The 19,676-nt window shown below is 61.4% G+C and carries 18 protein-coding genes; 8 read left to right on the forward strand and 10 right to left on the reverse strand.

Going from position 1 to position 19,676, the window contains the following annotated elements; all coding sequences use genetic code 11:
- Positions 1–481 precede the first annotated feature (481 nt).
- The 5 genes from BUC08_RS25270 to BUC08_RS23025 all read left to right on the forward strand — a co-directional run bounded on the left by BUC08_RS25270 (position 482) and on the right by BUC08_RS23025 (position 7,261).
- The gene (locus tag BUC08_RS25270) at positions 482–1,207 is read left to right on the forward strand and encodes an SH3 domain-containing protein (RefSeq protein ID WP_224769643.1); all 726 of its coding nucleotides are present in this window, start codon (positions 482–484) and stop codon (positions 1,205–1,207) included.
- Between the two features lie 361 nt (positions 1,208–1,568).
- Positions 1,569–1,775, forward strand: coding sequence for a hypothetical protein (locus BUC08_RS23010; RefSeq protein WP_007120662.1), 207 nt, complete (start codon positions 1,569–1,571; stop codon positions 1,773–1,775).
- Positions 1,776–2,338: 563 nt separating this feature from the next.
- Positions 2,339–2,932: a helix-turn-helix domain-containing protein gene (locus BUC08_RS23015; RefSeq protein WP_037930792.1), complete on the forward strand. Its 594-nt coding sequence runs from the start codon at positions 2,339–2,341 to the stop codon at positions 2,930–2,932.
- A complete protein-coding gene (locus tag BUC08_RS23020) occupies positions 2,919–5,252 on the forward strand; it encodes a relaxase/mobilization nuclease domain-containing protein (protein WP_037930790.1) in 2,334 nt (777 codons plus the stop codon). Before BUC08_RS23015 ends, BUC08_RS23020 begins: the two co-directional genes overlap by 14 nt.
- Positions 5,253–5,260: 8 nt before the next feature.
- On the forward strand, positions 5,261–7,261 hold the full coding sequence (locus tag BUC08_RS23025; protein ID WP_037930785.1) for a type IV secretory system conjugative DNA transfer family protein: 2,001 nt from the start codon (positions 5,261–5,263) through the stop codon (positions 7,259–7,261).
- A 155-nt stretch (positions 7,262–7,416) separates the two neighbouring features.
- Here BUC08_RS23025 and BUC08_RS23030 read toward each other — a convergent pair whose 3' ends face one another.
- Both BUC08_RS23030 and BUC08_RS23035 read right to left on the reverse strand, forming a co-directional pair.
- Complete coding sequence (locus tag BUC08_RS23030) at positions 7,417–7,866, reverse strand: PIN domain-containing protein (protein WP_224769642.1); 450 nt, start codon at positions 7,864–7,866, stop codon at positions 7,417–7,419.
- 53 nt (positions 7,867–7,919) lie between these two features.
- Positions 7,920–9,128, reverse strand: a complete 1,209-nt coding sequence (locus tag BUC08_RS23035) for an XRE family transcriptional regulator (RefSeq protein WP_224769626.1) — start codon at positions 9,126–9,128, stop codon at positions 7,920–7,922.
- On the opposite strand from BUC08_RS23035, the gene BUC08_RS23040 reads away from it, so the two are divergent.
- The 3 genes from BUC08_RS23040 to BUC08_RS23050 are packed head-to-tail and all read left to right on the forward strand — an operon-like array spanning position 9,108 to position 11,580.
- Positions 9,108–9,332: a DUF2188 domain-containing protein gene (locus BUC08_RS23040; protein WP_009815559.1), complete on the forward strand. Its 225-nt coding sequence runs from the start codon at positions 9,108–9,110 to the stop codon at positions 9,330–9,332. The genes BUC08_RS23035 and BUC08_RS23040 overlap by 21 nt on opposite strands.
- 26 nt (positions 9,333–9,358) lie before the next feature.
- Positions 9,359–10,384: a CBASS cGAMP-activated phospholipase gene (locus BUC08_RS23045; RefSeq protein WP_224769625.1), complete on the forward strand. Its 1,026-nt coding sequence runs from the start codon at positions 9,359–9,361 to the stop codon at positions 10,382–10,384.
- Positions 10,381–11,580, forward strand: a complete 1,200-nt coding sequence (locus tag BUC08_RS23050; protein ID WP_009815561.1) for a nucleotidyltransferase domain-containing protein — start codon at positions 10,381–10,383, stop codon at positions 11,578–11,580. The genes BUC08_RS23045 and BUC08_RS23050 overlap by 4 nt, the downstream gene beginning before the upstream one ends.
- 609 nt (positions 11,581–12,189) lie before the next feature.
- On the opposite strand, the gene BUC08_RS23060 is transcribed toward BUC08_RS23050, so the two are convergent.
- The 8 genes from BUC08_RS23060 to BUC08_RS23100 form a co-directional block, all read right to left on the reverse strand.
- Positions 12,190–13,269: a TrbL/VirB6 family protein gene (locus BUC08_RS23060; protein ID WP_009815563.1), complete on the reverse strand. Its 1,080-nt coding sequence runs from the start codon at positions 13,267–13,269 to the stop codon at positions 12,190–12,192.
- A gap of 407 nt (positions 13,270–13,676) precedes the next feature.
- Positions 13,677–13,865, reverse strand: a complete 189-nt coding sequence (locus BUC08_RS23070) for a hypothetical protein (RefSeq protein WP_036562870.1) — start codon at positions 13,863–13,865, stop codon at positions 13,677–13,679.
- On the reverse strand, positions 13,862–14,848 hold the full coding sequence (locus BUC08_RS23075; protein ID WP_037930773.1) for an ATPase, T2SS/T4P/T4SS family: 987 nt from the start codon (positions 14,846–14,848) through the stop codon (positions 13,862–13,864). The genes BUC08_RS23070 and BUC08_RS23075 overlap by 4 nt, the downstream gene beginning before the upstream one ends.
- A 4-nt stretch (positions 14,849–14,852) precedes the next feature.
- Positions 14,853–16,232, reverse strand: coding sequence for a TraB/TrbI/VirB10 family type IV secretion system protein (locus tag BUC08_RS23080; protein WP_073194569.1), 1,380 nt, complete (start codon positions 16,230–16,232; stop codon positions 14,853–14,855).
- Positions 16,229–16,924 carry a TrbG/VirB9 family P-type conjugative transfer protein gene (locus tag BUC08_RS23085; RefSeq protein WP_058320090.1) on the reverse strand — a complete coding sequence of 232 codons (696 nt, stop codon included), beginning with the start codon at positions 16,922–16,924 and terminating at the stop codon, positions 16,229–16,231. Before BUC08_RS23085 ends, BUC08_RS23080 begins: the two co-directional genes overlap by 4 nt.
- Before the next feature lies 1 nt (position 16,925).
- The gene (locus BUC08_RS23090; RefSeq protein ID WP_037932084.1) at positions 16,926–17,579 is read right to left on the reverse strand and encodes a VirB8 family type IV secretion system protein; all 654 of its coding nucleotides are present in this window, start codon (positions 17,577–17,579) and stop codon (positions 16,926–16,928) included.
- Positions 17,580–17,595: 16 nt separating this feature from the next.
- The gene (locus tag BUC08_RS23095; RefSeq protein ID WP_037932089.1) at positions 17,596–18,405 is read right to left on the reverse strand and encodes a type IV secretion system protein; all 810 of its coding nucleotides are present in this window, start codon (positions 18,403–18,405) and stop codon (positions 17,596–17,598) included.
- Positions 18,405–19,559, reverse strand: coding sequence for a lytic transglycosylase domain-containing protein (locus BUC08_RS23100; protein ID WP_174861788.1), 1,155 nt, complete (start codon positions 19,557–19,559; stop codon positions 18,405–18,407). Before BUC08_RS23100 ends, BUC08_RS23095 begins: the two co-directional genes overlap by 1 nt.
- Positions 19,560–19,676: the final 117 nt, after the last annotated feature.

A 19,676-nucleotide genomic window follows, 5' to 3' on the forward strand; every position in this document is an offset into this window, starting at 1 on the left:
GATGAGTGCAACACGGCCAATGTGGTTTTGGGAATGGCTGGATGGTATCTCGATGCAATCACAGCTTAATGTGCCCGTGCGGCAGAAGACATTTGTTGCGCAGCTCAACACCCGAACAGGTTTTTCCTCGATGCCCTTTTCTCCGGAACGCACCAAAGAGATCCAATCACGCATTGATGCGCGTTTGCGGTCCGGGCAGACAAACGATTGGGAAGTGTCTTTTCTCACAAACATGGCTGAACGGTTTGAGCGTCACGGGACTGAGACTCGCCTGAGCAAAGCTCAGTACGCCAGCCTGCACAAAGTCCTGAAACTGGAAGGGGAAAAACCGGCCCAGACGAGGGCAGCTGCCGACGACGGCACTTCGAAACCACCACCAAAGCGCAGATCCAGGGCCGTTCAGGCGAGACCTCGTCCGATCTCCGTGAGCCGCGCAATCACCGCACCTCGGCGTGCTGTGCGCAAGGCTCAACGCCAAATCATGGTGCCGCTGGTTATTGCTGTCGGGTTCTTCGCATTGGTTGGATCAGTGTTTGAGACGTCGAATTCGCGATCCACGCCCTACAGTCCGTCAGCAATTCCCACATCGCAAACGACAGACACCACTTACGTCTATGTGACAGGGACGCGTGTCAACCAACGTTCTGAGCCGTCTACCGCGAACGCTGTGATGGGCGTCTTGAGCGAAGGGACTCGCGTCGAAATGCTTCGCGATGAAGGGCAATGGACCCAAATTCGGTCTAACTTGGGAGTGGGCTGGATGTCTTCCAGTTTCCTATCGCCGGTCGCGCCACCTGCAGAGCGACCCGCCTCGCAAGACCGGTCGCTTCGAGCCAGCGATGTACGGATCATTGATGGTGATACGATTGATATTCGAGGCATGACAGCGAACGTGCGTCTCGTCGGGTTTAACGCGCCTGAGACATGGAGACCATCCTGCACTGCAGAGCGCCAGGTCGGGGAACAGGCAACAGCGCGTCTTGGTCAATTGGTGCGGGGTGCGGCGTCAATTGAATTTGAGCGCGTGGCCTGTTCCTGCCGGCCCGGGACTGAAGGCACGGATCGATGCAATTTCGGGCGGTTTTGTGGCTCGTTGTTCGTTGACGGTCGGGACGTGGGCAGTACGCTCATCGCTGAAGGTTTGGCCGTGCCATATCAATGTGGCCGCACCAGCTGTCCCCCACCCCCTCAACCTTGGTGCCGATAGCAGGGGCACTCACCCGACACCGACGACGATCTTCGCTCGCGGCTGAACGCTGCTGACCCGCCGTGTGGTGAGCGTGAGGGATCATTATCCAGATGCATTGGATCAGAACGAACCAAGCCACCTCAGATCGGTATCGACGGGTGCGATCGCGACTTCAAAGTGGCGGTACAAATCCGGATCACTCCTTTTTGCTCATCGATGTGGATCGCACGGGGTCGGCCCGTTCGTGCCCTCAGCTCACGCTTCGGCAAGCACAAATACGGCTTCCACGGCGGCGCCGCGGACCCTCCGCATTTGCACTTGCGACCGGGCCCCTTGCCCCCGTGCCGGGTGATCCCCATCGCAACAAGGAGTAACCCAAATGACCAACCACTACGTCGCCACCGTCCCAGTCAAGTTCACCGACACCGATGGTCAGGAGCGCACCCGCTTCCAACGCGTGGGCGCCATGTTCCGCAACACCCGCAACGGGGATGGCTCGGAGTTCTTCAGCCTCAAGCTCGACTTCCCGGTCGCGGTCTCGGAGCTGGTGATGTTCCCGCCGAGCGCGAAGGATCCCCAGGACTGAATCCTCTCACGAGGATGGGCCGCCCCAAGACGATCCGGGGGCGGCCCGATCCCTGTTTCAGGGATGCCGGGTCCGGCGGTCAGATCGCCGGAGGCGACCTCACGAAGCTGCCGGTCGCTGCGCATTCAACGGACGCACTTCCCCCGGAATAGTCTGGCCGCGACAGACCGGCCAGTCAGCCTCAAGGGGGCCATCCACAAAAACCTATCGGCCAGGGCCTCCCGGTTTTTGCGGCAGAGATTTGGCAAGCCAAATCTGGCCCTCCTTGACCCTGCCTGTCCGCCCTGTCGGTGGGGTTTGCGCCCGCCCGCGGTTCCGTCCGAACACATGCGCGTTCGGCCAGACCCTCGGGCGGGGCTGGTGGACGGGACCCCTAGGACAGGTGGTGCACCCGGTGGTGAGGGCGGCAGAGCCGCGTCCCTGCGGGCCGCGGCGTGAAGCGGACACCAAGGCTGCCTGAGCCTGAATGCGACGTAAGTATATAATTGACAGATCGGTATATTATCGTAAGGTGGGGGCAGCCTTGGTGGAAGGTGGCAGGAAATAGGGGGTCTTTCTTCCGCATGTCCCGAACAAAACGCCTGACAGAGATCGAGAAGATGCAGATCGTCCGCGAGGCCGCGGAGGGTGTGTCGACGACCGCTCTGGCGACGCAGTTCGGGGTGACGGCACGGGCCGTGCGGTACGTCCTGAAAGCTGATGTCGAACGCCAGACGGACACGGGCGTTCCTGTTTCTGCAGTCAGTGTGAAGGTGACCACCGCCGAGCTCGCAGCCCTTGACGCGGTGCTGGCGACAGCCGGGATCGAGAGCCGGGCCGAGGGGCTGCGGCGGCTCATTCAGGCGGCGGGTGGCGTGTTCGTTCCGGACGCGCAGATGGCAGCAGAGATGGCGCGCTACCGCGCCTCTCTGCACGAGGTTGGCAATGGGGTCGCGCAGATCGCCAAGCAGATGACGCTGGCCAACCGGCAAGGGCAGGGGGCCGGGGGAGGCACGCGTGCCGAGTTCACCGAATTGCGCCTTGCCCAGATGCGCGGGTTGGCGCGGTTCATCCTGGATTCCGCTGACGAGATCGATCTGCTCCTGCGCCGCCGTCGGGACGCGATGCAGCTGCAGGCCACAGCCGCCTTGAGGGAGTTTGCCCATGCGGCTGAATGATGCCGTCCATACCGTTACGGGCGAGGTCTTCCGGGACGGCTGGAGCCGCATCCGGGGCTCGATGCAGGGGCTACACGTGGCCAAGCAGACCCAGCTTGTGCGCGCGGCAGCAGGGCACCGGCCAGCGGTCTTCAAGGCGATCCGGGGCGGGGGCACTCACAACAAATCGCAGCTGATGAATCAGCTCGATTATCTCACCACCAAGTCCACCCATATCGTGGACAGTAGCGGGTTTCTGGATGGCAAGTCCAAGCTCGAGGCGGGCGACATCAAGGACCTCACCGAGCGCTTTGGCAAGCGGTGGGATGCGGGCTTCAAGCCCAAGCTCGGACAGACCACCCACATGCTCATGTCCTTCCCCATCGGCACGCGCGGGGAGGATGTGCGCGACATCGCAACCGATGTGGCCGAGCGGTTCTTCCAGACTGACGCGGGGCATTTCGACTACATCATCGCGGTGCATGAGGACCGCGATCACCCGCATGCGCATCTGGTGCTGAACCGCCGCTCGCAGGAAGGCGAGTTCTTCTTTCTGGGGCGCAACCACCGCTTCAACTACGACGATTTCCGCCTCGCCATGGTCGAGGAGGCGGAGAAGTATGGCGTGCGCCTGGAAGCCACGCGCCGGGTGGATCGCGGGGTCGTGCATTACCCCGCCCCTACCCGCGAGGTTTATGCGGCGAAAGAAGAGGGCCGCGCGCCCCGCGAGCGGGAACGTGTTGGGCAGGACCTGACGCGGACGCTGGCGGAGATCGCCAACACCAGGACCGTCTACCATTCGCTTGCCGCGGAGGCCTCCCGGGAGGCCCGCGAGGATATTGCCGCGGCACTCTTCCGCGCGGGCGAGGTGCTGGCGCATGGCGGGCAGGTGGACCGAACAGGAGATGTGTACATGGCCGAGGATCAAAGCTTTGAGGATCTGAGAAGCCTCTATGCGGAAAAGCTCGCGCGGGTGCAGGGCATGATCGCCGAAAAATCTGACGCGGAACGTCCCGTGCTGGAAAAACGTCTCATCGAAATCCAGACGCAGGTCCAGCACATGCAGCCTCTCGGTTTGCGATCATCCACGCTGTCAGAGACCCCCTCGGAGGGCGGGATCTATTCCGAAGCCAATATCGACACCAACCAGCGCGAGCGTCTGGCCGAGCCCGACCTGAGATCGCGCATTGACGCGGCACTACACGGCACCGGGATCAGCACATCGGAAGTTGTGGCCCGGATCGAGACCGGGGCCTCGAGTGCAGCACTTGAGCATCAATGGATCGCAGATGATCTCTCAAAGGTGGCCGAGGCGCGGGATCTGAACCTCGAACGCCGTGCCGATCTGGAGCAGGCGCGTGACATCCTGAATGACGTGCATGTGGAACTTGGCACGCTGTTGGAGCGCGAGAACGTGCTGCGCCGGGATGGCGTCATGGAAGCGGAACCGGTCAGCGAGCAGTTCCATTATCATGAGGGCGCGGTGCGGGAGATGGAAGGGACAATCCGTCAGGAGATGCGCGCAGATGGCCTGACAGCGCAGCAGATCGAGGACCGGGACTGGGAGGTGGTCTCGCGGGCAGAGCGCCGGATCGAGACGGAGCAGCGCGTGTATCTCGAGGCACATCCGGAGCTGCTCGCACGCCCCGGGGATGTGATCGACCGGTCTGAGCCCTACAGGGAGACCATCACCGATGCGGCCCGCGCCAGCGAGATCACCCGCGAAGTCGACCAGATCATAGCGGGACGCGACCTCCGCACGCCCGTTGCAGATGCTGTCACGGATGACTTGCGCGCGCGCTATCCGGACATGCCGTCCCACCTCGCCCGCGGGCTCGGCGCGACCTATGCGGCCGTCGTCGAGATCCGGGACACGGAGGCCATCAATCAGGTCCGCCGCGAAACCGAGATGCGCGACGGGCTTGGGGTTGGCACGCGCGACGACATCCTCGCAACCCGCGATGAAACTGCTTCGCAGTCTGGCCGTGCCGACCGCCTAGCAGACGAGATTGCGCGTGTCCTGGACCATGAGCGGGCCGGGGAATTGTCCGCGCCCTTCGAGACCGAGGCGGAGCGGGACGCCTTTCGCGACGAGATCGCGCGGGTGCTGGACGTTCGCCAACTCGATCGGCTCACATCCGGCGATGCCGATGCGCTGGACAAGGTTCTCGAGGACCGCCTCGACCGGCTCTATGTCGCCAAGGTCTATCTGCAATCGGATGCAGCAACGGCCAACACGGAGGCCTTGCGCCAGGTGGTCGATGATCTGGCTGACACCGAATATGAACGGCATCGCGCCGCTGATCTGGACAGCGAGACTGAGCGGGGTCAGGTCCATTGAGCGCCTCAATGGGCAAAGCACGGATCGCCACAGGCGTTTTGCTGGTGACACTTGTGACCGGAGCCATGGGCTATACCATCGCTTCGGCCGTGCTGACCTATCAGGACCTTGGCTTCGGGGCCGAGATCGACTTTGCCTATATCGCGCAGAACTACATGGCGATCCTCGATCGCCGCCCGGAGGACGCCCAACTCATCCACCTGATCATCGGCAGCTTCGCGGCTGCCGGCCTGATGTTGAGCCTCGCCCTGTCGGGATCGGCCCTCACACGCTTTGGCCAGACCCATTGGCAGACCGCGCGCGAGATGAAGGCCAACGGGTTTTTTGGGGCACCCGGTACCGGGTTCATCCTCGGCAAGCTGGGGACGCCGGGCTCCCGCGCCAATTACATTTGCTCCAAGGTCTTCCCCCATGCGCTGATCGTGGCCCCCACGGGCCGCGGCAAGACCACGGGCTTTGTCATTCCGAACCTGCTGACCTGGCAAGGCTCCGCCGTGACGCTCGATGTGAAGGGCGAGTGCTTTGAGGCCACGGCCCGGCATCGCGCCGCCCAAGGCGACAAGGTCTATCGCTTTGCCCCCACCGATTGGGAGGGCAAGCGCACGCATCGCTACAACCCGCTTCTGCGCATCTTCGAACTGAAAGACCCTGCCCGCCAGCAGATGGAACTGCAGCTCCTGGCGACGCTCTTCCTGCAAAGCGACAATGACCGGGTGCAGGGGCTGCTCAAGGGCGGGATCGATCTCTTCGTGGCGGCAGGCCTGTTGGCCTTCCAGCGCAAGCGCCCGACCCTCGGCGAGATCTATCGCATCGCCGCCTCGGGTGGGAACAAGCAGAAGGAATACTTCGCGCGCGGCCACGAAGTCGACAACCGGGCCGCCAAACTGATCTTCACGCGATTGGCCTCAACCAATAACGATACGCTGACGTCTTACGTCTCGCTTCTGATGACCTCGGGGCTGGACCAATGGCAGAACCCGGCGATTGATGAGGCAACGGCCGTGTCGGACTTTGATTTCCGGACGATCCGCGAAAAGCCCTTTTCGGTCTATCTCGTGGTCCAGCCTCTCATGGTGAAGCCTCTGGCGCCGCTGATCCGGCTCTTCTTCTCCGATCTTCTCTCGGCCATGCAGGAAAAGGACCCCGGACCGGATGAGCCGTGGCCAGTGATGATCATGCTCGATGAGTTCAACCGCCTCGGCAAAATGCCCATCGTGGTCGAGAGCATCGAGACCCTCCGCACCTATCGTGGCCACCTCGCCGTGGTGACGCAAACCATCCCCGCCCTCGATGAAATCTATGGCGAGAACACACGCCGCGCCTTGCAGGGGAATGCGGGCGTGAAGCTCTACCTGACGCCCTCGGATGAGAAAACGGTCGAGGAGCTCAGCAAGGCTGTCGGAAAGACCACAAAGACCGTCATCACGCGGTCCCAGTCCATCGGCAAGAACCCCTTCGAGGGCCGCAGCCAATCCACGCGGACTGAAGAGAGCTCGTTGTTGCCTGAAGATGAAGCGCGCCGCCTACCGCTCGATGAGATCGTCATGGTGATCGACGCGCAAATGCCGGTCCGAGCCAAACGGATCCAGTATTTTGACGACCGGCTCTTCAAGGCGATCCACGCGGCGCAATCAGGCGAGTTGCCGTTTCCGAAGCCGGGGGGAGGGGGATCGCAGGGCAATCTCCCGTTGAGCGTGCGCGCCATGCCGATGACTCCGCCTTCGAACGGACCAGGTGGGTCTGACGCCGTTGTGGAGACCGCACACCAAGATGCTGGCAGCCAAACGTCAAAGCAAACCGACGTCGCTCCAAAAAAGACCGCGCCTGTCGTTCAAACCGTTATCGCCGAGGAACAGCGCCAGATGGAGATGGATTTTGGAAGCCAGGTCGCCGATGCAGAGGCAGCGAGCGTAGCTGATGAGGCGCAGATGCGCTCTGCAGTCGATGGCTTGGACGACATGGAAGCGATGCTGCGAGAGGAGGATGGTGAAAGGCTGGTTGCGCGATAGGGTGGCGGGCATGGCGACCTGCGCGTAGCTTCCGTAACGCTGAATGTCACAAACGATGCTTTTTGACGCCGAAAAAAGGGGCTGGTTTGCATGACCGTTCGATCTTTCGCTCGGAACGTCGTGGGCAGGGTCCAGCCATCTCCACCTTGTTCAGATTATGCCCCGAGACGGCGCAGCCGCTTGTCGATCTCGGCGGGGGGTAGGAAGACCGCCTCATCCGCCCGCCAGATTTGCAGGGCGGAGACAAGAAGCCCGACATCGCAGGCTTCGGCGGCGTGCAGCTCGTCGATGATCCAGAGGACGCCATGAACGCGCACCGCGCGAGCGGTGGCGACCTTGCGTAGAAGGTTGTCGCCGGTCAGGAGGATGCCGTTTTCCTGGCAGGTTGTCGTCACGAGGGCGAAGCAATCATTGGCCGACAGGCGGCTATGTTCCCGCTTTAGAGCGAAAACCCGCGCGACTTCTTCCCCCGGCAGATCGTAGGTGGCGAGGCCACCGTCTTCGAGCATCCGCCATTCCTGCGCCGTGAAATCGAGCAGCTCCTCCTCACGGATGGGCAGGGGCACGATGAAGCGATAGGGCAGCCGCAGCAGGACGTGCAGCAACTCTCCCTTCTTCAAGTCGATCAGACAGGACGCATCATTGACGACAACACAGGTCACTGGTCACGAGGCCCCCTGATGTCGCGTTCGACAACGCTCAAGGGGAGCCCGAGCATCTGCGCCGCCCGCACGGGGGAAATCATCTCCTCGCCGAGTGCGCGCCAGACGAGGCGCTCGAAGCGCTGCGGCTTCTCGAAGGCCGCAAAGCCCTCGCCTGGACCGATAGGCTCCGGCTCCTCGCGCCGCCAGCTTCGCGCATAGGTCTTGAACGCATATTCCACAGCGCTCTTCGACAGGATGCCCACCTGGCCGAGCCGCACGAGCATCGCGGCGGCGGAGACGCCATAGGTGCGCTTGAGCCGCATGATCTCTATCCAGGTCATGCCGTGACGGTTTCGGCCAGCTTCCTCTTCCAGATGCTCACGCGGAATGAGGAACGCCCCCGCGAAGCGGTGCATCGAGGGCTCCTTTTTCAGTGCGGCATTGCCGGTTTCGGTGATGATCCGGTGCGCGAGTTCGTGGGCGAGGTTGAAGCGCTTGCGTTCGACATTGGTGTGCCGCGAGACGACGATCACCTCAGTCGGTGCGCCCTCCGCCCGTTCGACATGACAGGCCAGCCCGTTGATGCGTTCCGGGAGATCGGCCTCGATGACCTTGAGTCCCTTGTCTTCGAGCAGGGCGGTCATACTCGGGATCGGGTCGATCCCAAGCTGCCACTCGCGCCGCACGTCCCGCGCCTTGGCGTCGATGGCCTCTTCATCGGCCACCATTTCCACGCGCAGCGCGGCGAAGGGGTCTTCAGCGGGGTGCATATCGAGGATGTCCTCGATGGCGAGATAGTCTTCGAGCTTCTCGATGACGATGGATTCCGCCATCGCGCGATCCTGCGCCGAGGCGGTCGAGTTCTTTCGCCACTCGACGCTTTCCAGAGCTTCGACCTGACCGCCGAGCAGGAAGTCCAGTGACACGCCGAGCGCCTTGCCGAGGCCGACCAGCACCGACGAGGACGGCATCATCTTGTCCGCCTCGTATTTGCTGATGGCCTGCGCTGACACGCTTGGGGTTACGCGCTCCGCGAGCGCTTGCATGGATAGACCCGCCCGCTTGCGGGCAAGCCTGAGTCTTTGTCCGAACATGATCCTCTCCCGGCGGTTATTGTTGTGGTTGATAAACGCCATTTCTTCCTGTATATTTAAACACAAGGTTTTCGCATCGTCAACCGAAATCGACATGTGAGGCTTGAAATGTCTAAGAAAAATCAGCATGTTGTGCCGCATGAAAGCGGTTGGGCAGTGAAGGGGGCGGGTAACTCCCGCGCGTCTTCCGTCCACGGCACGCAGCGCGAGGCCATCACGGCCGCGCGGGAATCCGCCATTCGTCAGGGCAGCGAGATGCTGATCCACGGCGAGAACGGTCGCATCCGCGAGCGCAACACCTATGGCAAGGACCCGTATCCGCCGAAAGGCTGAAGGGCATAAGCGGAATGGATGTCAGGATGAGCAACGGTGGGAACAACAGGCAGATACGTCGCATCCTCTCCATCGACGGGGGCGGGATTAAGGGCACGATGCCCGCTGCATTCCTCGCGGGGCTCGAGGAAGATCTGGGCCAGCCCATTGGGCGCTATTTCGATCTCATCGCGGGCACATCGACGGGTGGCATCATCGCACTCGGCCTTGGCCTCGGCCGCACGGCAAAGGAACTGCTCGAGCTTTACGAGCGTCGCGGGCCTGTCATCTTCGGTCAGGACAATGCGGATGATGAACCGCTGGGGAGGATACGGCAGGCATGGCGCACCCTCACCGCCACAGGTCGGCACGTAGTCGGTCCAAAGCACGATGCGGCAATTCTTGCCCGTGAACTCAAGGCCGTTCTCAACAACGATCTGATCGGGCAATCACAGACCCGGTTGGTGATCCCGGCGTGGGATGCCGATCTCCGCAGCCCTTATATCTACAAGACCGCGCATCACACACGCCTGCAAACCGATTATCGCAAGACTGCGCTTGATGCCGCCCTGTCTACGGCAGCGGCACCTACGTATTTCAAGCGACATCGCACTGCTGATGATATTGGCCTGACCGATGGCGGGACATGGGCCAACAATCCCACAGCCATTGCTGTCGTCGAAGCCATCACTCTTCTGGGGTGGCATCCGTCAGACCTGCGCATTCTGAGCCTGGGGTGTCTGGACGAAGTCTACATGCTGCCCGAAAGTCCAGGGTTTGCCGGACTCGGCCTCAAAGTCCTCAACCTTTACGCGGATGGGCAATCACATGGCGCCCTCGGCATGGCAAAACTTCTGACGGGACACCCTTACGATGGGGATCGCATCTACCGCATTTCGCCGTCTGTCCCGAGCGGGTTTTTTACCTTGGATGACACCACGAAGATCGGCCGCCTCAAGGGCCTCGGTATGTCAGAAGCCCGAAAAGCAAAGCCCCACCTGACCCCGATCTTTTTCACCCAGCCTGCCGATACCTTCGTGCCGGTCTATCAACTCAAGGAGAAAGCGGCATGAATCAGATGTTGCGACAGCCGCTGACCGACAGTGATATTCGGCGGCGCACGCAGATATTCACCATCCTGGACGAGATAGGCGAGGATCTGGACCTCACCGAAACCCAGTTTGATCGTGCGCGCCAGAGCTATGGTGCCGTCGGAGACTGGCTGTCCGGTTCAACTGATCCCCTACTCGTCAGTGTTCTGGTCTATCTCCAAGGGTCCAGTGCGCTTGGAACGGCCGTGAAGCCAATCGGGCGGCGGGAATTCGATGTCGATCTGATCTGCTTTTGTGCAGGTATCGCGTCCGGCATCTCACCAGCGACCCTGAAGGCGGCGGTTGGAAACCGGCTCAAGGAACACGCCACCTATGTGCGCCTTCTCGAAGAAAAAAAGCGTTGTTGGCGTCTGAACTATGCGGGGGACTTCCACCTCGACCTATCCCCGACGATAGCAAACCCGGTCTGCGGCAACCGGGGCGAATTGGTGCCCGACCGGGCTCTGAAGGAATGGCATCCGACAAACCCGCGGGCCTACAAGACCCTGTTCGATGAGCGCGCCGCACTCCGGCCTACCTTTGTGGGCAAGTTTATCGCCATGCAGCGGGACGAGGCGACGGTGGAGCCGTTCCCCGTCCGAGAAGCAGTGAAAGGCATCCTGCGCCGCATCGTGCAATTGCTCAAACGGCACCGCGACGTTTTTTATCAGAACAACACGCAAGACGTGGCCCCGATTTCCGTTATCATTACCACCCTTGCGATGCAGTCATATGCCTATTGCGTGCGCAACCACGTCTTCCATGACGAAATGGATCTGTTGGTCGAAACGATCCGGATGATGCCGCACTTCATCGACCGCCCCATTCTGGACGGACGGCGGGGCTATGCCATCCTGAACGAGACAACCAACGGGGAAAACTTCGCCGACAATTGGAACAAGGATGAACGCCGGGCACCAGCATTCTATGCGTGGCACGCACAAGCTCTGTCCGACTTTGAAGTCCTTCGCGATGCTGTTGGTCAGGACCGTGTGTCATTGAACATGGAGCGTTCGTTCGGTTCCGGTGTCACCGGACGGGTTCTCGGCAACCGCGTCAATGCGGTGTCGGATGGTCGCAAATCGGGTCTGCTTTCTGTCGCACCTGTGGTCGGGCTGACGACATCGAAGGTCGCAGCATCAACGACCGTGCCCACAAATACGTTCTTCGGTGATTGATGATAGGACGAGGCGGGCAATACGACCTGACCCTGTCGCAGCAGCTGCTGTTCCTGAAGGCAAGCCCGGCTATCAGTGGTGTGGGGCAGGTCCGCGCAAACAAATTGACATGGCAAGAGCCTATACAACCGACCGCCTTGGCGCGCTCCTACCTTGCCACTATCACGCTTCAGCCGGGTCAAACGCCCGGTGTTCAGATAGACGACCCGGATCTGGAGTTGCTGGCGGCAGGGCGTCCTTTGCCTCACGTCTACAGAGATCCGCTGCGCCTTTGTCTTTATCTTCCAGGTGCCAGGGAATGGGACGCGCGGAAGCGGATCGACCAAACCATCATTCCGTGGACTTACCTTTGGCTCTATTATTTCGAAGATTGGCTTTGGTCAGACGACTGGAAAGGTGAAGGGCAACACCCCGGCGAAGAGCCTGAGCCAGTTGGCAATCGGGCGATGCGCAGGGCCGTGGCACGGTGCTAAAATTGTCGATTCCGCCTGTGGCAGAAACGGTCGTGTTTGGCCACGTGCCTTGTGTCGCGAGGGATCAACCGTTTAGCAATGACAAAAACCCGCGGCGAAACCTTTGCAGTTTTGGCAAGTTTTTGGCACCTGGCTGTCACCGCCTGCCCAACCTACCAAGTCTCGAAAGCTGTGCCAGCATTCGGGCGCCTGTTCCGGTTGCGTCACCCGGACGAGCCGCAGTTGGCCCTCCAGCAGTATTTGGCCGGCTCGGCAAGGCTTGCACGCCGAAGAATTGTCGCGCTCGAAGGGCTGCGTATTCAGCCCCAGTTGCGCCACCGATGGCATAGCGATTGTAAACTTGTTGGCTACCTGCAAGCCCTCTGGCGAAGGCATAGCTTCCCCCGAACCCGGCTGAGAGTGCTGGCATCATGATGTTTCCGGAAATCGCCCGAACCAAGAAAGGCGTTGCTATGATGAAACCCTTTGCCATCAGCACCATCATGAAAAATGGGATAAGGGCCCCTATGTTCGAGGCTCCCTCCGGGTCGCCAAGCTCGGCAAGAAGCGCCCGAGAGACCCCCGTGATCGTCGCGAACACTCCGGCGACGACGATCGGATACATCGCGAATGAAATGAGCGCGGATAACCAGCGCGCGAAATAATCCTTGGTCACCTCGAACAGGGTCAAGAAGATCATCACTGGCGCAATGCCAATTAGCAGAGCGATCATGAGCCGGGACGCCACAACAATGAACGCCGCCAACCCGCCAAGAATCGAGAGCAGCAGAACCCCAAGTGTGTCAAGCAAGGCACCCGCCATCCAGTTCAGCTCAGATCCCGCAGCATTCAGATAGTCCCCGAGCGCTGCAATCAGTTCGTCAAATTCCTCTGCAAAGGTACCGGACGGACCAGGTGATCCGCCGCCGACAGAAGCCACAAGTGCCCCGGCAATGCTGTCAATTCCGTTCAGTATTGCTGAGGCAAGCGCATTGAACTGGACCCAGTTGGCCGCGAAGACCCCTATAAGTCCGACCTTCACGGCCAGCCAAAAGGCAGTTCGGCCGTCCATGGCGCGATACTGGTAGATCATGTTGATGAAGACCAGAATGACAACTAGTGTTGTGCCCAGAACCAGCAACGTGCCGACCGTTGCTGCGACCGCACCAAACTGAGTTTCGGCAGCGGTATCTAGATACCCTTCGGACGTTTCCACGAAGTAGGTGACGACACTCATGGATTGCTACCAGTTGCCAGCTGCTACGCAGATTGGCATGGCGGCGCGGCGCAGTTCATTTGCCTGTCGTCGGTATTCGGACGTCGCTTCGACAACGTCCCAGTATTTAGATGAAGCATAGCGCTCTGTGTAGAAGCGTACGGCGTCCTCCCAAGTTGGATACCGTGTGGGACAGTCGCAGTTTTGCGAGTCTACGACACGCTCCATACTTTGAGCCCGATATATCTGTTGGATCAAAAGGCGCTTATAGGATTCGCGCACATTGATGTTCTGCATCCACTTCGGCTCAGGTGGCTGGTCTGGGCAAACATTTGGGTGGTTGTCGAGCGTCGGGATCAGGTTCCGCTCGGCTACGCCAGCAGTTGTGCCAAAGATCAAGAGCAGGCCAGCGACTGCAATAGCCCGTGTCATTCCGATGCCGTCTTCATTGTACCAGTCTCACGCTTCAAGAAAGTGGTGTAGCCGTAGTCGCCGGCTTCGGCGGTGATAACCTCCCACCCTTCCGCGCCGCGCTCATTCAAAGCACGTCGCACCTCGTCGTAGTCCTTTTGCTTCTTCACCGGAAAGAACAGGATGTCATATTCAAAGGTTTTCATGGGGAAGTTCCAATCTCAGTTGCGCCGGGGAGGTAGAATTCGGTGATGCCGCGTTTGCCGTCATGGCGACCGGCCTGGATGATCACGTCAATGGAATTTTCGATGTACTGGATCATGTCGGCATAGGTCATCGGGATTTCGGTCTTGAGTGCCGCGATCGCGAGCCGCTGCACGGCCAATTGCGGGGTTTCGGCATGCAGCGTGGTCATGGACCCGCCATGGCCGGTGTTGATGGCTTCCAGAAAGGTCATGGCCTCCTTGCCGCGCACCTCGCCCAGGATGATACGGTCGGGGCGCATGCGGAGCGTCGCAGTGAGAAGCACATCGGCGGTTTGGAACTCCGCGTCGCGATTGGCGATGAGGGTCACGGCATTGGGCTGGGTCGGCAGAAGCTCGGCGGCTTCTTCGATGGTGACGATGCGTTCCTCGGTCGGAACGTGCGAGAGGATCTTGCGCGCGGCCACGGTCTTGCCGGTGGAGGTGCCGCCCGAGACGATCATGTTGAGCTTGTTTTCGACGCAGAAGGCCAGCGCATCATCGATCACGCCCGCAGCCACCACCGAACGCAAGGCGCGTTTCTTTTCCACGCGCAGATCTTCGAGCTTGCGTTCCTTGCCGTAGAGAAAATCGAGCGCAATGCCCTCGAGTGGCAGGCTTGAGAAGAACCGCAGGCTGATCGACATGGCCGAGAGCACGGCGGGCGGGGTGATGACCTGTGCGCGGATCGGGCGCCCCTTGTAGGTGATCGAAACCGAGACGATGGGGCGGTCCTTGCTCATCGTAGTATTGGCCGATGAGGCGATCTGGTTGCCGAGGTCCCTGACCTGAACGCCGGTCAGCCTCTGGTCCAGCGCGCGCATGAAGTGATCGCCCTGGAATTCGCCCCAGCAGGTGCCGTCAGGGTTGATGCAGATCTCGATGACATCGTCGCGAGCGGCGGCGTCGATCCGGTCGAGCGAGGTTTCGAGATAGCTCAGCGACATGGGCTCAGAATATCTCCAGATCGCGGTCGACCATGACCGTGACGCGGGCGCCCTGGTCGACATAGATGACGGGGCCGATTGATAGATAGTCGCCGATGACGCTGTCCGTGGCATCTGCCAGATCATCGCCAACGTCTTCGAGAGCGTCGGCGGCAGTCTCATCCTGGACTTCGGAGGCGGCGGCACTGGGTGCTGCGGAGATCAGCGAGATCAGGGCGGCCGACCCGAAACGCTCGGCGAAGCGTGTGTCCACGAAACCGGTGACACCGGAACGGCCCAGTTCATCACCTCCGAAGGAGCTGATCTGGACGGTCTGGTTGTCGGGCAGGATGATCCGGTCCCAGGCGATCGTGACGCGGCGCTGCGCGATATCGACGCCAGCGCGGTAGCGCCCGACGAGACGGGATCCGCGGGGGATCAAGAGGCGCACGCCATCGACGCTGTAGACATCCTCGGACACCACGGCACGGGTCTGGCCGGGCAGGGAGCTGTCAAGGGCAGTTTCCATGACGGTCTGGATCATGGTGCCCTGTAGAATCGTGTTGGAGGGATTGGCGATCACCTCGGCCTGCGTCACGGTGGAGGGCAACGCACCATTCAGCACGAAATCCGTCACCTCGCCAAAAGTGCGTTCGGTCAGAGCCGTTTCATTCGCTCCGGACGTGCCGCCAAACGCGATGGTGGGCGAGGCGATGCGCCGCTCCTGGAAGGCGCGTTCCTCCGCGGCGCGGCGCTCCAGCTCGGCCATGCGCCGGGCTTCTTCCTCGCGGCGCAGTCGCTCTTGCTCGCGTGCGCGCAGCTCATCTTCCGTGGGGCCCGCTGGAGCGGGTTGGGGTCGGCTGGACTCGAGTTGGGCCAGTTCCAGATCCATGCGGAGTTGCTCAAGGCTGCGATCCCGCGCCGTCAGTTCGTCCTGAAATCGTTGCTGTGCGGCTTCCGAGGCGGCTTGTAGCGCCGCGATCTGAGCAGTCAGCGCGTCAATTGCCTCTGCGGCGGCGGTGTCTTCCTCGACAACTGGTTCAGGGGCGTTGCGCAACTCCTCGATCTGGGCCTGCAGGGCGGTGATCTGCGCCAGAAGCTCGGCATTGGGCTCAACGGGGTCTGGTCCGACGAACACAACCTCGGGCTCGGGCGGGGGCAAGGTCTCGATGGCGCCAAAGCCGTCCCCCTCGTTTTGGAAGACGTCCGGGGTGGCCGTCGGCAAGGCTTCCTCTTCGTCGGGCTGTGAGAGGAGATAAAGCAGGGCACCACCCGCGCCGATGACGAGGACCACGATCAGCGCGAGAAGGGGCGACCGGCGCTGCGCCGCTATGGGGGCGCGGGCACTGCCTTTCTCAAGGGCGGCGAGGCGTTTTTCCAGCTCGGTGTTCCCGGTATCGCTCATGAGGCGGCCTCCGCGGGCGGGATCGCCTCGATACAGACCACCTCTTCGCCAAGTCGCAGGACCCATTGGCGGTTCACGCCGCTGACGCGGATCACGCCGTCCTCAGGGGTTTGCGTGTTGACCGTACGTTCACGGCCGCCCGCGTAGCGGAAGATCGCTGGCACAGGGGCGTTTCTTGGAAAGGCGAAATACGTGAACGTCCCGTCATCCCAGATGCGGGTTGGCGTGAACTCGGTCCGCGCGCTGGCACCGTAGTTGTAGTTCGGCGCTTGGGCCGCGATGGCCCGGGTCGGGCGCGCATCGTCCTCCGGATAGCGGAACTGCACCACGTAGAAGGTTGGGCTGCGGACCTCCTCGACGTTGAAATAGTAGCTGCGCCTGTTCGTGTAGACCGTCACATTGGTATGGACGCCGCGCGCGACGGGCTTGATTGCAAATGCCTGACCACCGGGCACGCCATCGATCTCAAACCCTTCCGTGTCGCCCGCGATAATCGAGCGGATGCTTTCGCCCTCACCAAACTCGATGGTGGTGACATGGGTGAGCGAGACGCTGAGGCGGTAGACCTGACCTTCTTGATATGTTGCCAGCCGCACCCGGCTGTCATTTGGACCACCGCGCGGGATCGCTTCGGCAAAGGCAAGGCCGGGCAGCAAAACAAATATGGCAGCAACAAAGAACCTATTGATCAAACTAATTCTCCAATCTGTCGGAGCGGATGGAATATTCGCGCACGGTAAACCCAAATGGATTGGTCCAGACCTCGTCGATGGAGCGACGGGTTTCGGGACGGAACTCGAAGAGAAGCGTCGCAGTGAAGAGGCCGGTCTGGGTGCCGTTAATGGACGTCAGGCGCTTGCGCAGGCGGACCGTCGCGCGGTTGGTTCCGATCCGGTTGATGCTGAGGATTTCCACGTCGAGCCGAGCATTGGGGCCATAGACCGTCGGCGGGTAATTCTCGTTGGCGCTGTTCCAGATCTGGCGCAGCCCGCTCTCGGCAGCTCCGTCCGAGCGGCGCAGGACGCTGCGGATGCGCAGATCGTTGTCGAGCTGGTTATAGACCTCCCGGTCGGTCACATAGCGGAACACCTCCGCCTCGATGATCGCCTGGTTGGCGGTCACCGAGGAGGCGCCCACCGAGGCTTCGGGGAGTGCAAAGCCGGTGGCGGGATCATAGGGGACAACGACGGGGGGCGGGTCGACATCGAGGATCGAGACAGCCGCGGCACTCAGACAGCCGATGATACCGAAGACAAGGCCCATCAGGCCAACGCGTTGCCAGAGCCGTTCGCGGCGTAAGGCACCATAGACCAGTTCTTCCTCGATGATTTCTTGTTCACTCGCCACGTGTCACACCCCGCAATCACTCGGCCCGCAGCTCGGGCAAGGTGAAATCCATGAAGCGCTGCTCTTCGGCGATGGTGGCGGCATCGATCACGCCGCCGGTGCCATCGCCCACGGTTTGAATCGCTTCCAGCTGCCACATTGCCACGAGGGCGATGGCCAATTCAGCTGTCACGCGCGTGTTGAGATCGACGCTTTGCTTGAGCTCTTCCATGTCGTCGATGAGCCCGACAAGGCGGTCGACCCGCTCGAGCGACTGGCCGGCATCTTCATAGCTGTTCTGGGCGGCGGCTGAGACGAGTGCGCCGGTTGTTGCCTGCGTGGCCACACGGTTGGCCCCGGGATTGCCGCTGGTGGCCATTTCCGAGAGCGTGTCTTCATCGAAGCCGAGATCGGCCAGCACCCGGTCCATCTGGGTTTCGATTTCGCCTGCGCCGGAGCCCGAGAGGCCCGAGAAATCCCCAGTCTTGATCGCCTCAATCGTCGCGAGGATGTCGCCGAATTCTTGGTCGAGCAGACCGTTCAATTCATCTTCCATTTCCGTGCGGATGATCTCCGGCAGTTCGGCAAGGCGGGTCAGCGCTTCATAGGTTCTTTGCAGCTCCGCAAGTTGATCCGTGAGTGTGGCAAGCTGTTCGCGGAGCTGCGTCAGCTGCTCGTTTTGCAGAATCTCGTCCTCGATCATCTGCCGGAGCTGCTGGATGTTTTGCGCGATGTTCTGGGTATCGACGACGGGCACGCCCTGCGCTGTGGCAGGGGAGAGGGCTCCCAGATGCAGGCCAATCCCAAGCGTTGTGGCCAAGGCCGCTCTCAGAAACTTCCGTCCCATCATTCAATCTCCCTGATCGTAAAATCCATGAACGCGCCTTCGGCCATGCGGGCGCTGGCCTGGGCCAGCTCTTCGGCGGAGAGCACGCGGGTGCGGGCGGCCTGAAGCCGGATGCGGGCAGCCACGAGACGCACGAGTTCGGCGCGGGCATAGGTGTTGAGCGCGACGCTCTCCTGCACGTCCTCGGTTTCGGAAATCCGCGTGACGATGTCGGAGATGCGCAGGGCGGCTTGGCGGATCGCGGCGGGGGAATTGGAGCCGTAGAACGCTGCCCCATGACCCGTAATCGAGAGGTTGGCATTGGCGAGAAGCGCCGGATCGATCGTGCCAAGCGCTTCGATCCCGCCGATACGGCTTAGATAGAGATTGTAGCGTTCAGGGATGACCGACACGTAGTGCTGGGTCTCGCGGAAGGGTGGCACGCCGCCATACTCGAAAACCCGGCCGGGTCCGGCGTTATAGGCCGCGAGGGCGTTGATGATGTTGCCATCGAATGTGTTGAGCTGGGTCGCGAGATAGCGCGCGCCGCCATGCACCTGCAGGTAAGGGCTGTCATAGTATTCCGGGTTGATGCCGAGATCGCTGGCGGTGCCAGGCATGATCTGGGTGAGACCATAAGCGCCAACGGGAGACCGTGCCTCAATCGTAAATCGGCTTTCCTGCCAGATCAGCGCTTGCAGCAACGCGCGCCACTGGACGGGCGAGAGCCCTGCGCGGCCAACACCCGCAAAACCGCTAGTCTCCTGAGCCACGCGGATGATGAGTTGCTCGATGGTCTCAGACGCGTCCCCGAACATCTGCGCACCGCCGGGATTGGGATCGATCTCGCCCGTGCCATAGACGGCTTCTACGGCGCGGTCGGGATCGCCGCTGCCGCTTTCCAGCCCCGAGACTATAGCCGGCAATCCCTGACCGCCGAAGCTGGTCTGGGCATCGAGGATGCGTCGGAGGGTTTCCAGCTGCTCCCGTTCGATCTCGGCGATGAGTTCGCGCACTGCAAGCTTGTCGGCCTGAACAGCCAAGTCTGCCTCGCGATCGCCGGTCTCGACGATATCACGCGCGGTCAGCCCACTGTCATTGGTCGGCACGCCTTGAGACAAGGCGAGACCGGGCAGCAGGCAAAACGCGAGGATATGAGGCAGGCTAGACTTCAATGTCGCCCTCCGGCGCATCTATAGGCGTGAAGGTGCAATCAGGCGCGACAGGGGCTGTCGAGGCCAGGAAGGTGAAGCAATTGGCCTGCGGTTCCTGGTACTGGGCGCAGGAGGCCA

This window comes from Pseudosulfitobacter pseudonitzschiae, assembly GCF_900129395.1.
Lineage (GTDB): Bacteria > Pseudomonadota > Alphaproteobacteria > Rhodobacterales > Rhodobacteraceae > Pseudosulfitobacter > Pseudosulfitobacter pseudonitzschiae.

Coding starts and splice junctions, on each gene's coding strand:
- BUC08_RS25270 (WP_224769643.1), top strand. CDS start 482: ATGGTGCCGCTGGTTATTGCTGTCGGGTTCTTCGCATTGGTTGGATCA.
- BUC08_RS23010 (WP_007120662.1), top strand. CDS start 1,569: ATGACCAACCACTACGTCGCCACCGTCCCAGTCAAGTTCACCGACACC.
- BUC08_RS23015 (WP_037930792.1), top strand. CDS start 2,339: ATGTCCCGAACAAAACGCCTGACAGAGATCGAGAAGATGCAGATCGTC.
- BUC08_RS23020 (WP_037930790.1), top strand. CDS start 2,919: ATGCGGCTGAATGATGCCGTCCATACCGTTACGGGCGAGGTCTTCCGG.
- BUC08_RS23025 (WP_037930785.1), top strand. CDS start 5,261: ATGGGCAAAGCACGGATCGCCACAGGCGTTTTGCTGGTGACACTTGTG.
- BUC08_RS23040 (WP_009815559.1), top strand. CDS start 9,108: ATGTCTAAGAAAAATCAGCATGTTGTGCCGCATGAAAGCGGTTGGGCA.
- BUC08_RS23035 (WP_224769626.1), bottom strand. CDS start 9,128: ATGCTGATTTTTCTTAGACATTTCAAGCCTCACATGTCGATTTCGGTT.
- BUC08_RS23045 (WP_224769625.1), top strand. CDS start 9,359: ATGAGCAACGGTGGGAACAACAGGCAGATACGTCGCATCCTCTCCATC.
- BUC08_RS23050 (WP_009815561.1), top strand. CDS start 10,381: ATGAATCAGATGTTGCGACAGCCGCTGACCGACAGTGATATTCGGCGG.
- BUC08_RS23060 (WP_009815563.1), bottom strand. CDS start 13,269: ATGAGTGTCGTCACCTACTTCGTGGAAACGTCCGAAGGGTATCTAGAT.
- BUC08_RS23070 (WP_036562870.1), bottom strand. CDS start 13,865: ATGAAAACCTTTGAATATGACATCCTGTTCTTTCCGGTGAAGAAGCAA.
- BUC08_RS23075 (WP_037930773.1), bottom strand. CDS start 14,848: ATGTCGCTGAGCTATCTCGAAACCTCGCTCGACCGGATCGACGCCGCC.
- BUC08_RS23080 (WP_073194569.1), bottom strand. CDS start 16,232: ATGAGCGATACCGGGAACACCGAGCTGGAAAAACGCCTCGCCGCCCTT.
- BUC08_RS23095 (WP_037932089.1), bottom strand. CDS start 18,405: ATGGGACGGAAGTTTCTGAGAGCGGCCTTGGCCACAACGCTTGGGATT.